The following is a 14,335-nucleotide window of genomic DNA, read 5'->3' on the forward strand; positions in this document are numbered from 1 at the left end:
CGTTTTATTTTTTAATTTTTGTCCCTTCTGTTATTTCTTCAGTCGCTTTTATTAAAATAGCATCACCCTCGTTTAGTGCACCAAATACTTCAACCTGATCCGGTAAGACACGTCCTTTGGCTACAGGTATATTTTTAGTTTTTCCTTCTATAACCTGAATGACATACATGCCCATATTGCTCTCAACCAGGGCCATTTTAGGTACAAAAAATGTAGCTTCCTTAGCTTGTAACGAAAGCATCGCTTCTACCACCATTAAAGGTTTGAGTTCGGGCTGAGTTTTCAGAAGATCGGCTTCTATGCGTTCCGAACGTAGTTTGAAATCCAGTACTCCCGATTTGCGCGAAATTTTGGCCATGTACTTTTTCTGAGGAAGTGACGTTACTTTAAAATGTATTGAATCTCCTAAGTTTAAATAAGGGGTATTAGCCTCTGGAATGGAGAGCGAAACACGTAGTTTTTTATTGTCCTGAAGCACCAATAAAGGTTTGTCAGATCCTTTTCCCATTGGGCCCACATAAGAGCCCGGATCTACATTTCTTTCGGCAACGATTCCGTTAAAGGGTGCCCGAATGACCAAATAATCATTCATAACCTGTATTTCCTGATAGGCCGATTTTGCAGCCTCCAGTTGTGACTGATCGGATAGTTTTCTGGCGGTAATCTGGTCTAAAGCATCTTTGGCGATAGCTCCTTTAGTTTCATTGGCCTTAAACATTCGGTCGTAATTGGATTTGGTTGCAATGTATATGGCTTCCTGCGCTTTCCATTTGGATTTTGCAGCGGCCAGTTGCGCTTGTATTTCAGGGGCTTCCAAAACCATGATGATCTGTCCGGTAGTGACGGGAGAGCCAATATCGACATAGAGTTTTTTAACATAGCTGTTTACTTTTGCATAAATAGCAGTTTCCTTGTCGGAGACCAATTCTCCGGCAAGTTTTAAAGGAACTAACGGATTGCTTTTTTTCAGCGCTACCGTTTCAAAATTCTGCATCATCATGGGCATTGCTGCCGGTTTTTCTTCTTTTTTATTTTCTGAATTGCAGGATGCAAATACAATTCCGATAAGGATATAATAGACTAATTTCATGGTTTATTTTTCTAACGTTATATAATGAATACTGTTTTCGTCTTCAGGATCTAGTGAAGGTGATTTAGTTGAGGTTTTGTTTTGGATCCATACAAAAACCAGGGGTAAAAGGATTAAGACACTAAACGAAGAGGCGATTAATCCGCCAATTACAGCTCTTCCTAATGGTGCTACCTGATCACCGCCTTCTCCATGTCCGATGGCCATTGGAAGCATACCGGCGATCATGGCTAATGTGGTCATAATGATCGGACGTATACGCAAGGCTGCCGCCTGAACGGCCGAACTAAGTGCATCGCCATTTTGCAAACGCAGCGACTCGGCATTACTAATCAGTAAAACGGCATTGGCAATAGAAACTCCTACGGACATAATAATTCCCATATAAGATTGTAAATTCAGCGTAGAGCCCGTGAGTTTCATTAAAATCAAAGAACCCAGAATTACAAAAGGCACAGTCGTTAAGATGACTAAGGATACTTTAAAGGATTGGAAATTTGCCGTTAGCATTAAGAAAATAACAATCACTGCAATCAATAATCCTGTGGCCAGACTGTTCATGGTTTCTTCTAAGACAGGAACCATTCCCGACACCTGAACATTAACTCCTTTAGGCAATTCGCCAAGCGAATCTATAGCTGCCTGTACGTCTTTTTGTGCCCTTCCTAAATCGGTATTATGAATGTTTGCTGTAACGGGTGTGTAACCCATCGTGCCCAGATTGTAACTTTCGCCTACTACCTTTGTTGGTGTGATCGTTGCAACATCGCCCAAAACAGGTCGGTCTGAATTCTTTCCTAACGGAACATTCATTAACTCATCCTTACTGTTTAGAATGTTTTGAGGGGTTTGCACCTGAACATCGTAAGCAATTCCCATCATTCCGCCTACCCACATGTTTTTACTGGTGTAGCGGGAAGAAGCTGTTATCGGTATTAAAGAGCGAGCAATATCCTGAGCGTCGATTCCCAGTTGTGCGGCTCTTACCCGGTCAATATTGATTTCGAACGCCGGATAATTTAGAGATTGCGGAATTTGCTGATCTCTTAAATAATCAATTTCTTTTAGTTTAGCCAAAAGCTTGTTGGCATACATCACATTCATCTTTTTCATCATACCGGAGAAACGAACCTCAATAGGCGTATTGGTTCCCTGGCTCAGAATTTTTTCTGTAAGTTCGATAGGTTCGAAAGAAAAATGCAGTTCCGGCATTTTTTCTTTCATGTGTTTACGGATCGTTTCTTTCAGTTCATTGGTATTCCCGTCAAAATCTTTCAGTGCAATTTGCATTAATGCTTCATGCGGACCGGCATTGTACAAATAAATTGGACTTACCGCAAAAGAGGAGGGATGCTGACCAATAAACACCGATGATATCGCAATATGATCCTTGCCAATAATAGATTCCAACTCGCGTAAAACCTGTTTTATTTTTAGCTCTGTTTTCTCTATACGAGTTCCTTCGGGAGCTTTAATACGTACCTGAAACTGACTTGAATTTACGGTAGGCAATACATCTTTCCCGGTGCTGTTGTACATTAAAAAGGCACCTATTGCCACTACAATAAAACTTACGATTAAGATAGGCCCACGTTTGCCCATTATCGATTGTAAAAATTGCACAAAACGATTTTTGAATCGGTCGAATTTATCTTCTGTGTGTTCGTGGTTTTCCTTGTTTTTCATTAACCAGTTTGCCATTACGGGAACAAAGGTTTGCGATAGTATAAAGGAAAGTAACATCGAGAACCCGATGGCCAGTGCCAGAGGCATAAATAACGATCCCGGTATGCCTGTCATCATAAAAGCAGGTGCAAATACGGCAAGAATACACAACAGAATTAACAGCTTAGGAAATGCGATTTCCCTACAAGCATCTAAGATCGCTTTGGCCTTGGTTTTGCCCATGGCAAAATGCTGGTGGATATTTTCGATGGTAACGGTACTCTCATCAACCAAAATTCCAATAGCCAATGCCAGTCCTGACAACGACATGATATTGATGCTTTGTCCGAATAATTTAAGGAATAATACGCCCGAAATAATAGAGATCGGTATGGTAAGCACCACAATTAAAGCAGCTCTGCGGTCGCGTAAAAATAAAAGCACCATTAATCCGGTTAACATCGCTCCTAAAACACCTTCAACTATTAAGCTCTTTACAGCATTGATAACATATACAGACTGATCAAATTCATATGAAATGGTAACATCATCCGGTAAATTATTCTGAATGGCAGGAATCGCCTTTTTAAGGTTTTTTACCACATCCCAGGTCGAGGCATTACCCGATTTTGCAATGTTAATGTAAACCGATCGCGTACCGTTAATAAGGGCATAACCGGTAGTGATATCGGCTCCGTCTTTTATAGTTGCCACATCACGGATATAGATATTATCGACCCCGTTTTTAAAAATTGGAATATTTCCAAAATCGGCTACCTCCTTAATCGTATTGTTGGTAGGAGTCAGATAATTAATATCACCAACATATATATTACCTGAAGGCGACGTAATGTTGTTTCGGCTAATCGATTCAACAATCTGTTCAGGCGTTAGCTGATGCGTGCGTAGTTTATTCGGATCGATATTGATTTCGATCGTTCTTGGACTTCCCCCAAAAGGCGGAGCAGTTGTTAATCCCGGAATTTTAATCAAAAACGGACGCGCGGTAAAATTGGCGATATCCTGTAACTCATTGTTTGTTTTCGATTTACTTTTAAACACCAGCTGACCAACTGGCTGGGAGGAAGCATCAAAACGAATAATAAACGGAGGCGGGGCTCCCGGAGGTAAAAATACCTGCGAACGGTTAGAGAGTGCATTGATTTCGGCAATGGCCTGACCCATATCTGTACCTTCATAAAAGTTAATCTTCATTAAGGTAAGTCCTTGCGTATTTTTCGTTTCAATGCTTTCGATACCGCTGGTAAACAGCATCATGTTTACATACATTTTTGTAAAGTAACCTTCCATTTGCTGAGGTGTATATCCATTAAAAGAATGGGCTATATACACCACAGGAAGATTCATATCAGGTAAGATGTCGACCTTTATTTCTTTAGAAGCTTTAATCCCGAAGAACAAAAGCCCCAGCACCATCACCATAACAGAGATGGGCTTGCGCAAGGCAAAACGTATTAGATTCATAATTTCGGGTTTATTGTATCGCGTTTAGTAAAATGTTTAAATCGCCTGTAGCGGCAGCTTTAACCCATAAGGCCTGCCAAATGTTGTTCTGGGCAATTTCATACTCAATTTCAGCCCTGTTGAGGGTGTAAAAGGACTGGGTTAAATCGACAATTGTTGTAAGGCCATTATGGTACAAAGCGGTATGCTGACGGTAAGCATCTGTAGCAGCGATTACCTGTGTTTTTGTTTCTTCAAAATTTTCATAGGCATTTTTCAGTTTATCCCCGGCAAGTTTCCGCTGGGCGATAAGCTCCTGATTCATATATTCGTATTCGTTTCGAAGCGATTGGGTAACCAGCTTTTGTTCGCGCTTTTTAGAGGACTGACGATAGATATTGGTCAGGTTCCAGCTTAAATTGATTCCAACAATATAATTGCTGCGATCTATCCCGACACCATCAGCATAGGATTTTGAAAAAGCGGTATTGTCCTGTACATAATTCCAGTCAAACCCCGAACCACGACCCTGTAGGACGCCAAATGCCGAAATGTTTGGTAAAGCGAGTGTGCTTTGAAGTTTTTCCTGTTGTTCACTTTTCAGGATATCACTGCTTCGCCATTCCAGTATGGGATGTTTGCTTGTTTCTACAGAGGTTTCTGAAAGAAGGACAGGTGTTTTAGTAGTAAACACACTATCGAGTTTGTAGATCTGATATTCCTCACCCAGCATTACTGCCAGTGATTTTGAATGATCCAGCTCCATATCATGCGCCTTTATCACAGCCGATTTGGCATTAGCAACTTCGGCCTTTGCCAAAGAATAATCTACTTCCGGAATCAGACCGCTTTCTGCGCGGCTTTTTGTAGTGGTTTCTACCACTTGGGCACGCTCCAGGTTTTTGTCCTGTACAAATTTAATGCGCTGGGCAGCGAGCAGATTTAAATAAGTAGCACACACTTTTACCTGATGCTGAAATTTTAGCTGTTCCAGATCTTTTTGCGCCACATTTTCATCGGCTTTGGCAATGGCAACCTGCGTTTTAATTTTACCAAAAGTAAAAAGATTCCAATTGACGTTGGCAAGGTACAGCGATCCGAAAGCGGCATTCCAGTTTTGATCTTGTAAAGGCATCGAGGTTGCGGCACTGCCTAATCCACCATAACTGTACAAAGGACCGTTTTGTGCATTAATGGTACCATAACTTTGTTGTGCCATTACCGTAAAGTCGGGTAAATACTGGCTTTTTTGATAAATAGTATTTTCTTTTGAAGCCTTGACAATTGCTTCTTTGGCTTTTATTTTTTCAAAATTTTGAATAGAGCGTTCAAGAGCATTGGACAATGTTACCGTTTGTGCCCAGAGATTTCCGGAAACCATACAGAACATAACCAATGCAAAATATTGCATTTTCATAGTATGTATTTAAAAATTAAACAATAGAAATCGTATAACATTTGGGATAAATGCTACAGTTCGTTCAATTGTCTAAAATCAAATACGGTAAACGCAGTAAAAAATATACAGAGGGGTATTCCGTATCGGAATAAATGTGGAGAATGCATATTCAGCTTTGTTCACCTTAGGCGAATAAGAGCCAAATACTACTTCGTAAAAATGAAAAGGAAGTGCAATTCCAATAAACTTAGGAACCAGATCAGCGGGAGCTGTTTGGTGTACCTTTTCGGTAGCTTTATGAAATTGTGCTTTATGTTTGCAGCAATCTTTGCTTCTTTGCTGTTTTTTCGCAACGCATTTTGGACAAACTTTTCCAACCGGAATATCACCAAACAGATTGGTTTCCTGTTGTACCCCTTTACAAAAATGAGTTATCGTGGTAAAGCCTGACGACAATACCAGATAAAAAACCGAAAGAAGTAGTATGAGTGCTTTTTTCATAATCAGTTGCAAAGGTGGCGTGATTATGTCACAAAACTGTTGTAAAATTTTGGCTGAGTTTTGCAAAATTTATAAATCTTTCGGTCGTTGATTAGCAGCGTTCAGAGTTATAATTGTTTCCTAATTTCTGTACTCCAAAATATCCCCCGGTTGACATTCTAATACTTTGCAAATGGCCTCCAGCGTACTGAATCTTATTGCCTTTGCTTTTCCGGTTTTTAATATGGAAAGGTTCGATAAAGTTAAATCTACTTTTTCGGAAAGTTCGTTTAATGACATTTTTCGTTTTGCCATCATCACATCCAAGTTTACGATAATTGCCATAGCTTATATTGTTAGTTCGTTTTCTTCTTGTAATTCGATTCCTTTTTTGAAGATATAAGTTACAACAAGCAATATGACACCCATAAATAACCAAACATCTGCACCGGCAATTTGTAATTGTTGAATGTCTTGTAGTTTAAGACCGCTATTAGACAAATTGTTTACGAGTTCTATTCCCCATGAAGAAAATAAGCCAATGCCAAAGGATAGATAAGCCAGGGTCAATATGAAATCCTTGAATAGGCTGTTGAATGGTGCTGCAATATTCAGTTTTTTGTTCAGGAAAACTTTTATAATACAATAAAACAATATTGCTTTTAATGAAGCTACAATAATGATAACACTACTAAGAGTGATGTACTGACTCTGATTGTAGCGGTACAGTTCCGTTAAATCAACTGATTTCCAGAATTTAGCGGCATCATCAGGATTCAGGGTTAGCGTTGCGATTGTTTTTGTTAGTATTCCAACCGCTTCGATACACAATCCAACAAAAATAATCCATGAAAGCACGTGTAATACTTTAAGGATGGTTTGGGTACTAATTTTAATTTCCATAGTATTTGGTTTAAAAATTCCATGTAATATTAATAAATATTTATTGATAAACAATAAATTCATGTTGAAAAATAATTAATTTTAAGAAAAGCATTTCTAAAGTCCAGTAAAATCAATGCTTCTGAAATAAAAAAATCCCCAACTATTTTACAGTTGAGGATGCATTATTTATAAAAGGCTTCTTCTTAATAATATTTCCTATATTTCATCGATCAGATTGTTTCTCTTTTATACCAAAAGTCAATAACCACAAACAAATTCCAATTTCTCCAATTGTGGCCGGCATGCTGATGTATTTTGAAATTCCGATGCTTGAATAATCTGAAAGCAAAGTATTGCCTAAAAAGTTGATCAGATATCCAAAACATCCCATCATCAATAAAACACCGAAAAATTTAGGCAAAACACCAGATTTGTAGACCAAGTAGCCAAAAGGGAATAGCCAAAGTCCCGAGAAGATGTGTACCATTCGCATACCGTTATCGTATTGATTAAGATATTGCATAACCTGTAATTTGGTTTGCTCTAATGATAAACCAAGATTAGTATCTGTTATGAGAGAAAGCACATTGAATTGATTCTGAGCATTCAAAAAGTAAACGGGTACACTTAAAATTGCTAAGACCGCCATTGTTTTGGCATAATCTTTATCGACTGGTTCGAACAGTTTGTACAGTCGCAGCACTAAGAAAAAGAAGAAAAGATAACAGGATAATCCGGCTACAATTCCAAATCTAAAAAGCGATTCAGCTGCTTTGATATTGTTGTAAGTTGCGGTTAAATTATCCCATACAATAAGTTTGGAAGGGACATATGCCAAACTGAATATTCCTGTCAGGACTACTGCTAAGTATAGTAGACCTGCAATTCGGGCTGTTTTTTTTAGTGTCGTCATTTTGTTTTGGGTTTAAAATAAGACGCGAATAAATTGATTCTGTTACACTTTCTGACTTTGTACGATCAAATAACTCCTATAAAGTCTTTGTTTCCTCTCAATAAAATATTGATTTATCTGGGTACAGTTTGTATTTTTGCCCTTATGAATGATAATTTTACAAATGAATATTTTGGGATAGGGATCCAAAATGGTAAAACACCTGAGAATTTGGGTGTTTTGTGGCGATCCGCTCAAAATTTGGGTGCTACTTTTATATTTACTATCGGAAATCGATATGCCAAACAAGCCTGCGATACACATGATGCGGTCAAAGCAATTCCTTATTTCCATTACGATACCTTTGAAGCTTTTCTTGAAAATTTACCCAAAGGAGCACGATTGGTTGGTGTTGAGCTAAACGAAAATGCTTCTGATCTGGAAACCTATGAACATCCAAGACGTTGTGTTTATTTATTGGGTGCAGAAGATCATGGTCTGTCCAAAAAAGTAATGGAGAAGTGCCACCATTTAGTAAAGTTTAAATCGGTAAAGAGTTTAAATGTGGCTGTCGCCGGAACTATTATTATGTACGACAGAAACTTACCGAAACCACGCTCTTAACACAATTAGAAGTAGTCTGCTGCCTATAGCGGTTTTATTAAGGGGCTTTGCTAAGAGCCAAAAGTGATCAGTATCAGTTTAAAATTTTACCCTCTTTAAAATAATAAAGTATGAAAATACTAAAACCAATCTTTGTTGTACTTCTTCTGACGTTTTTAAGCAAGGCTTATAGCCAAAAAATATCTGTAGAAAAAGACATTCAAATCATTCCGAAACCAAAGCAATTGGTTCTTAAACAAGGAAATTTTCAGTTTTCCGCAGCGACTAAGTTTGTGGTAAGCGGCGACGCTCAAAAAGAAATCGCTACGGTTTTAATAAACAAATTTCAAACTGCAGCAGGATTTCGTCCTGAAATTTCAAGTACCCTTCCAAAAAGAAATTATGTTCAGTTTAAAGTCGATGCAACTTTAAAGAACGAAGCTTACGTATTGGAGGTAAATAAAGAAAACGTAACCATTACGGCGAAAGGAAATGCAGGTTTTATTTACGGCTTAGAAAGCATTCGACAATTACTTCCTGAAGGTATTGAAAGTAAAAACGTGATAACAGCTGCAAAATGGGAGATTCCGAATCTTACCATTACAGACGAACCTCGTTTTCAATGGCGCGGATTGATGTTGGATTTGTCACGTCATTTTTTTGATAAAAATTACATCATTGAGACTATCGATCGGTTGGCAATGCTTAAGATGAATGTTTTGCATTTGCATTTGGTTGACGATCAGGGTTGGAGAATTGAAATGAAAAAATATCCAAAACTTACCGAAGTTGGAGCCTGGAGAGTCGATCAGGAAAATGCAGCCTGGAATGCAAGATTGGTTACCAATCCGGATGAGAAAGGAACTTACGGAGGCTTTTTGACTCAGGAAGAATTAAAAGAAATTGTAAAATATGCAGCTGCAAAAAATATAGAAATTATTCCCGAAATCGAAATGCCGGCGCATGTGAGCTCGGCTATCGCGGCTTATCCTGAACTGGCTTGTTTTAATCAGAGAATTGGAGTTCCGTCAGGTGGATTATGGCCTATTACGGATATTTATTGTGCCGGAAAAGAGACTACTTTCGAATTTTTGCAGGATGTAATAGATGAAGTCATTGCCATTTTTCCTTCGAAATACATTCATATTGGCGGCGATGAAGCAACTAAAACCAATTGGGATAAATGCCCGAATTGTCAAAAAAGAATGACAGATAACGGATTGAAAGACGCTCACGAACTGCAAAGCTATTTTGTGAAAAGAATAGAGAAATACATTAATTCTAAAGGTAAAAAACTTATCGGCTGGGACGAAATACTCGAAGGCGGTTTGGCTCCAGAAGCTACCGTAATGAGTTGGAGAGGTACAAAAGGAGGTACCGAAGCAGCAAGGCAGGGTCATGACGTCATCATGTCGCCGGAATCTCCGTGTTATTTCAATTTTTATCAGGGACCTCAAAACGTAGAGCCATTGGCTTTTGATGCTTATAATCCACTGAATAAGGTTTATGAATTTGATCCCGTTGTGACGACTATGACCCCACAGGAAGCCAATCATGTTCTGGGCGGACAAGCAAATTTATGGGCTGAATTTATTACAAATCCAAAAGCTTCGGAATATATGATTTTTCCGAGACTGGCTGCTTTGTCTGAGGTTTTATGGAGTTCAAAAGAAAATCACAATTGGAATAATTTTACTTCCCGATTGCCTTCTTTATTGAAACGATACGATTATTTAGGGATCAATTATGCCAAAAGCGCTTATTTGGTTACGGCTTCGGCTGTGGCTGATTTGCGCCAAAAAGCAATTCAGGTTACTCTTAAAAATGAATTTCCAAATTCGGACATTCGTTATGTTCTGGGCGATAAAAACATAGAACATCAGGCCATACAATATACAAATCCGATTCCGTTTAATCAAACAACAGTGTTAAAAGCGGCTTTGTTTCAGGACAATAAACCGGTTGGAAGAATATTTACAGATACGATCGTATTTCACAAGGGGTTTGGTCATAAGGTGAGTTACTTAACGCCTTACAGTGAGAGTTATAAAGGAGATGGTCCTTTTGGAATGGTAAATTCCATTAGAGGATCTAAAAATTTTCATGATGGTCAATGGCAGGCATGGCTGGTTAATGATATGGAAATTGTAATCGACCTTGAAAAAGTACAAAGTATCGAAAAGGTAGCAATTGGAACTTTAGAAAGTCAGGGTGCCGGGATTTATTTTCCAACACAATTAAAAGTTTTAGTATCAAAGGACAGCATTAACTATAAAGAAGTTGGGAAAATCAAACGTCCCTTTGTGGTGAATGTCAATTCGGAGCTGAAAGACTTTAAAAGCAATTTTGTACAACAAGAAGCCAGATTTATAAAAGTAATTGTAAGCAACTTAAAAAAGGCTCCAACAGGAGGAAGCTCGTGGTTGTTTGTTGATGAGATTTTGGTGGATTAAGCCGTTTTTTTTGAATTACAGAAAAATGTCTGCTGATTTTTGATTTCAGTTGTTTCATAAACATGAAAGAAATTTACTATATTTATATTGTATGGTAAAAGATTAGAACGATAAAGAAACTACATTTCGAAAAACACGTAAAACTACGTGTACAACTTTTGTTTTAATCATTTTAATTTACTGTTATCTAGTATGATAAAACAGTTTTGTATGGAAAATGAAAAGCAATTTAACGGTCTGGATACTTTTGACCATATCGTGGTACTGATGCTCGAAAATCGTTCTTTCGATAATTTATTAGGCTATCTCTATGAGCAGAATGAAGTACCGGATGGCAAATCTTTTGAAGGACTTTACAATCCGGAGGTTGATTATGCGAATCCTATTCCCGGTAGGGCTATAAGTCCGCCAGGTGAAACGAGTATTTCTCCTTCACGTGCAGCCGATTATTGGACACCTTATCCGGATCCGGGTGAAGAATATCCGCATGTTAATACACAACTTTTTGATACTATTAATCCTGATTGCAATGTAGGTGTGCTCGATCATGATATGATAAAACCATACAACCTGCCTAATTCTGCACAGGAACCCACTATGAATGGCTTTGTTAACGATTATGAAAGTAATCTGATGTCGACCTACGGTATTGCAAAGCCCTCGTTCGACGATTATAAGGTAATTATGGAATGCTTTCAGCCGGATCAGATTCCTGCGATGGCTACTTTGGCAAAACAATTTGCCGTTTTTGATCATTGGTATTGTTCAGTGCCGAGTCAAACTTATTGTAATAGGGCGTTCTGGCATGCCGCCAGTTCGGGAGGTAAAGTGATTAATCCGATTGGAGAGGATGGGAGCGGTTTTCCGGGGCTTGATGGTGATCTTAAAGGAATGGATTCATGGGTCGAAGAAGTATGGTCGTTGCCTACTATTTTTGACCGCATGTATGATAGGGATGTTTCCTGGAAAATCTATTCGCCTATAGCACCTCTGAGCCTGACCTATGTTGTCAACGGGTATGAGAAAGGGCTGGACCATACACATGGATATGATGATTTTCTTGATGATCTTAGAAAGGGTGATTTACCACAATATTCATTTGTAGAACCTCAATTTCTTGATAAGCACAACGATCAGCATCCGTCGGCAGTAAAACACAATTTAGGAACCGGAACAGTAAAATTAGGAGATGAACTGATCCGCGAAGTATATAATGCTATCAAAGAGAGTCCGCTAAGAGACCAAATACTTTTTATCATTACTCACGATGAGCATGGCGGTTGTTTTGATCATGTGGTCCCGCCTGCTACAGTACCGCCTGTTGCCGATATGATAGGAGAGTGCGATTTTACTTTTGATCGTTTGGGTGTTCGTGTTCCGATGATAATGGTATCGTCTTATATTCAGCCGAATACCATAATCAACGGGCAGTTCGAGCATACTTCCTTTATCAAAACGGCCTGTCAGAAATGGGACCTGGATGCGTTGACCGAAAGGGATAGCGATCCTGAAGTTTTACCGTTTACAGAAGTCTTTTCCGATCAGAAAAGAACGGATTGGTCTGATATTCCTTTCCATATCGATTTAAAAGAGCTGCTTCCTGAGCCTGACACCAGCAAGGATCCATTAAACGGCTTACAAAAGACGATGTTAACCAGTTTGCTGCATATTGAAAAGATGAAAGGGCTTGGTAATACTCAAAAAGAAGAGATACAAACCATAGGTGATATGATGGAATTTATCAAAAGATTTCAGTGATATTAGCTGGGATAAGAATACTGAATTTTTTGAGAAGACTCCCTAAGAAGTTTTAATTTTTTTTATTAATAGATTAAGCCTGTCTCTTCCAGTTCGGGGGGCTTTGCAGTGCTTTTTTTGGATGATTAAGAAGATAAAAACAAGCCAAATTAAGTCATACAAGTGTAAACAAACTTAAATGAGCATCATTATCAAGATAAGATAGCTAAAGGGAGTTGTTTTTACAGAATTGTTAACACTGTAAATTCTTTATATCTTAAAAACTATCTTTCTGATAGTTCTATGACGTAACACAGTAAATATAAAATTTTATATTTATACACCAATCTTCTTTTACTAGTAGAATTTTAATATTTATACTTAATCAACTCGTTATTTTAAAAGCAGTACATTTATGTAGATGTTTTTTTAATTAGCAATATCTCAGTTAATTAGCGTTTTTGATTGTTTTTATATTTAAAATAGACTTTGTTTTTTATTTTTTTGCTTTTTTAGCAAAAATGAAAGCAATGAGGAAAGCCGTAATTTTTTGATTATAAGATGGTTTATATTTGATTTTTAAGTCTTTAGAATATTTAATTGAATGATATGCTTGTAAGTAAATAATTAGTGTGTTTACCTATAAAAAATGTTTGTTTTTGTCTTGAAATATCTCGTAATCGGTTTCGCAACGATAGTTTTTTTAAACCAATCTTGTGAAGTACGAAAACAAAACAATGCCCTAAGAATAAACCTCAAAAGAATAATAAACCAAAAAATAATGAAAAGAATACTATTGCCTTTTATACTGATTTTTAATTTTTTAGGTATACTATACGGACAACAACCCTTCGATCCGATGAAAGTTATTCCTCCATCACCCACAGCAGCATCTCTTGGTGTTTATGGCAATAATCCCGTTAATTATTATAATGGAACTGTAGGAATAACGGTTCCGTTGTATGAAATAAAGTTAGCCAATCTAACTTTACCAATCAAACTAGATTATTTTTCTTCTGGTGTTAAAGTTGCTGATAATGCAGGATGGGTTGGTTTAGGCTGGTCCATGTCTGCAGGAGGAGTAATAACAAAGATGGTTAAAGGCGGCGATGATTTATTTGGTACGGGTTCTACCAAGCAAGGATATTATGAGGCAGATCCATTGCCAAATAAAATGGAAGTTTTATCAGGTAATTGGACAAATCTGAGTTTCCATGATCAGGAGTATTTGTATAATTTTGATCAGGGATGGATAGATACTGAACCGGATACATTTAGCTACAACTTTGGCGGATACTCAGGAAAATTTGTATTGGGGAAACTAGCCAATGGTTCTCTAGTTTATGCAGATCAAAAGAATAATTTAAAAATGCAGTATCTCCAATTAACAGATAATTGGGTTATTACGGATGCCCTAGGGACTAAATATTATTTTAATACCAGAGAGAGAGTTATAGATTATTACAGAAGTGTTACCAATGGAGATATTCCTAATGATTCACAAATTGGAACTTTTGATAATTACACAATTAGTGATAATCTGGAAAAACCGGTCAATTTGACCACCTAATTCCGGAGTAAATTGACCACCCGTTCCGGAGCAAACTGACCACCTGATTCCGGAGCAAATTGACCACCAGGTTTTGTGGTTAATTAACGATTAAAAA

At 37.8% G+C, this 14,335-nt stretch carries 11 protein-coding genes; 4 read left to right on the forward strand and 7 right to left on the reverse strand.

Annotated elements, in window-relative coordinates:
- Nucleotides 1-4 precede the first annotated feature (4 nt).
- From ACN1CN_RS18650 to ACN1CN_RS18680, 7 genes are all read right to left on the reverse strand, one after another.
- The gene (locus tag ACN1CN_RS18650; RefSeq protein WP_419136706.1) at nucleotides 5-1,090 is read right to left on the reverse strand and encodes an efflux RND transporter periplasmic adaptor subunit; all 1,086 of its coding nucleotides are present in this window, start codon (nucleotides 1,088-1,090) and stop codon (nucleotides 5-7) included.
- Nucleotides 1,091-1,093: 3 nt separating this feature from the next.
- The gene (locus ACN1CN_RS18655) at nucleotides 1,094-4,240 is read right to left on the reverse strand and encodes an efflux RND transporter permease subunit (protein WP_419136707.1); all 3,147 of its coding nucleotides are present in this window, start codon (nucleotides 4,238-4,240) and stop codon (nucleotides 1,094-1,096) included.
- A gap of 10 nt (nucleotides 4,241-4,250) precedes the next feature.
- On the reverse strand, nucleotides 4,251-5,636 hold the full coding sequence (locus ACN1CN_RS18660; RefSeq protein WP_419136708.1) for a TolC family protein: 1,386 nt from the start codon (nucleotides 5,634-5,636) through the stop codon (nucleotides 4,251-4,253).
- A gap of 78 nt (nucleotides 5,637-5,714) precedes the next feature.
- The gene (locus ACN1CN_RS18665) at nucleotides 5,715-6,119 is read right to left on the reverse strand and encodes an HYC_CC_PP family protein (RefSeq protein WP_419136709.1); all 405 of its coding nucleotides are present in this window, start codon (nucleotides 6,117-6,119) and stop codon (nucleotides 5,715-5,717) included.
- A 120-nt stretch (nucleotides 6,120-6,239) separates the two neighbouring features.
- Nucleotides 6,240-6,443: a helix-turn-helix domain-containing protein gene (locus tag ACN1CN_RS18670; RefSeq protein WP_264524174.1), complete on the reverse strand. Its 204-nt coding sequence runs from the start codon at nucleotides 6,441-6,443 to the stop codon at nucleotides 6,240-6,242.
- A gap of 3 nt (nucleotides 6,444-6,446) precedes the next feature.
- Nucleotides 6,447-7,001, reverse strand: coding sequence for a hypothetical protein (locus tag ACN1CN_RS18675; RefSeq protein ID WP_419136710.1), 555 nt, complete (start codon nucleotides 6,999-7,001; stop codon nucleotides 6,447-6,449).
- A gap of 205 nt (nucleotides 7,002-7,206) precedes the next feature.
- On the reverse strand, nucleotides 7,207-7,896 hold the full coding sequence (locus tag ACN1CN_RS18680) for a DUF4386 domain-containing protein (protein ID WP_419136711.1): 690 nt from the start codon (nucleotides 7,894-7,896) through the stop codon (nucleotides 7,207-7,209).
- A gap of 144 nt (nucleotides 7,897-8,040) precedes the next feature.
- Here ACN1CN_RS18680 and ACN1CN_RS18685 point away from each other — a divergent pair, with 144 nt between their 5' ends.
- From ACN1CN_RS18685 to ACN1CN_RS18700, 4 genes are all read left to right on the forward strand, one after another.
- Nucleotides 8,041-8,499, forward strand: coding sequence for an RNA methyltransferase (locus ACN1CN_RS18685; RefSeq protein ID WP_017496800.1), 459 nt, complete (start codon nucleotides 8,041-8,043; stop codon nucleotides 8,497-8,499).
- A 110-nt stretch (nucleotides 8,500-8,609) separates the two neighbouring features.
- Entirely contained in the window at nucleotides 8,610-10,931 is a 2,322-nt protein-coding gene (locus ACN1CN_RS18690) for a beta-N-acetylhexosaminidase (protein WP_419136712.1), read from the forward strand.
- Nucleotides 10,932-11,141: 210 nt separating this feature from the next.
- Nucleotides 11,142-12,689 carry an alkaline phosphatase family protein gene (locus ACN1CN_RS18695; RefSeq protein ID WP_419136713.1) on the forward strand — a complete coding sequence of 516 codons (1,548 nt, stop codon included), beginning with the start codon at nucleotides 11,142-11,144 and terminating at the stop codon, nucleotides 12,687-12,689.
- 760 nt (nucleotides 12,690-13,449) lie between these two features.
- Nucleotides 13,450-14,238 carry a hypothetical protein gene (locus ACN1CN_RS18700; protein WP_419136714.1) on the forward strand — a complete coding sequence of 263 codons (789 nt, stop codon included), beginning with the start codon at nucleotides 13,450-13,452 and terminating at the stop codon, nucleotides 14,236-14,238.
- Nucleotides 14,239-14,335 lie beyond the last annotated feature (97 nt).

Source organism: Flavobacterium sp. T12S277 (assembly GCF_048514875.1).
Taxonomy (GTDB): Bacteria; Bacteroidota; Bacteroidia; order Flavobacteriales; family Flavobacteriaceae; genus Flavobacterium.

Excerpts from the sequence above, each read along its gene's own strand:
- ACN1CN_RS18650 (WP_419136706.1), bottom strand. The coding sequence starts at position 1,090 with ATGAAATTAGTCTATTATATCCTTATCGGAATTGTATTTGCATCCTGC.
- ACN1CN_RS18655 (WP_419136707.1), bottom strand. The coding sequence starts at position 4,240 with ATGAATCTAATACGTTTTGCCTTGCGCAAGCCCATCTCTGTTATGGTG.
- ACN1CN_RS18660 (WP_419136708.1), bottom strand. The coding sequence starts at position 5,636 with ATGAAAATGCAATATTTTGCATTGGTTATGTTCTGTATGGTTTCCGGA.
- ACN1CN_RS18665 (WP_419136709.1), bottom strand. The coding sequence starts at position 6,119 with ATGAAAAAAGCACTCATACTACTTCTTTCGGTTTTTTATCTGGTATTG.
- ACN1CN_RS18670 (WP_264524174.1), bottom strand. The coding sequence starts at position 6,443 with ATGGCAATTATCGTAAACTTGGATGTGATGATGGCAAAACGAAAAATG.
- ACN1CN_RS18675 (WP_419136710.1), bottom strand. The coding sequence starts at position 7,001 with ATGGAAATTAAAATTAGTACCCAAACCATCCTTAAAGTATTACACGTG.
- ACN1CN_RS18680 (WP_419136711.1), bottom strand. The coding sequence starts at position 7,896 with ATGACGACACTAAAAAAAACAGCCCGAATTGCAGGTCTACTATACTTA.
- ACN1CN_RS18685 (WP_017496800.1), top strand. The coding sequence starts at position 8,041 with ATGAATGATAATTTTACAAATGAATATTTTGGGATAGGGATCCAAAAT.
- ACN1CN_RS18690 (WP_419136712.1), top strand. The coding sequence starts at position 8,610 with ATGAAAATACTAAAACCAATCTTTGTTGTACTTCTTCTGACGTTTTTA.
- ACN1CN_RS18695 (WP_419136713.1), top strand. The coding sequence starts at position 11,142 with ATGGAAAATGAAAAGCAATTTAACGGTCTGGATACTTTTGACCATATC.
- ACN1CN_RS18700 (WP_419136714.1), top strand. The coding sequence starts at position 13,450 with ATGAAAAGAATACTATTGCCTTTTATACTGATTTTTAATTTTTTAGGT.